1 protein-coding gene is annotated in these 788 nt (G+C 37.6%); it reads right to left on the bottom strand.

Annotation, left to right across the window (positions count from 1 at the left end; all coding sequences use genetic code 11):
- Nucleotides 1-788, bottom strand: a 788-nt coding sequence (locus FS802_RS30650) for a 5'-nucleotidase C-terminal domain-containing protein (protein ID WP_186367232.1), incomplete at both ends; no start/stop codon positions are given.

Below are 788 nucleotides of genomic sequence, written 5' to 3'. Positions count from 1 at the left end.
CCTTTATTTACAAGATCCACTACAGCCTTATGCTCTGAAGAATGTGTATTCACGCCAGTAATTTTCCAATTATGCATAACTTTTGGTGTGTATACACCATTCTTTACCTCTTTTAAATATGTAATAGCAAGGTTACGAATGGTTCCACCAGTTTCCCCGAATGCATTCTCTTGTTTAGATGACCAAATTTGTTCAAACTTACGCCCCTCTAAAGCTCCACCTTTTGCCTGAAGAGCCTCCATTCTATATGCATTCATTCCCAGCGTCATAACATCGTTCGTTTTGATTGGTTTATTTGTACGAATAGAACGTAAATTTGTAATTCTACTTCCATATGGTTTTGTTAAGTCAATTTCGTATTTTACTCCTCCAAAGAAATCGTTCGTACTGTATTTAGAAGCACGACGAGTTTTATCAAAGCTAACTGTTACATCTCCGGCACGAGATGAGTTAAAGTACCCTGCCGCCCATTCCATATAGTCTTTTAAGTCTTTCCCAGTTACCTTATATACCGTAATTTCTCCCAGAGCATATTGATAATTATACGCAATATCTTTTTTCTTAATAGGACCTACATCCAAACGAGCATTATCGTTATCAATTTGATGGGCGACTACATCTGCTTTGCTGTAGTAGAGCATGACTTCATGAAAGAAATCTGATAAAGGTGTCTCTTGAATCTGCACACTTGGAATACCTTTTATTTCATTTTCAGGAACAAGGTTTCTACCCTTTAATTGAGCGACTACAACATTTGCATCTCCCCTCGCATACTCGTGAAAAGGTGT

This window comes from Bacillus sp. DE0042 (genome assembly GCF_007680225.1).
In the GTDB taxonomy this organism is placed as follows: domain Bacteria; phylum Bacillota; class Bacilli; order Bacillales; family Bacillaceae_G; genus Bacillus_A; species Bacillus_A wiedmannii.
This window is presented reverse-complemented; position numbering and strand designations above follow the sequence as displayed.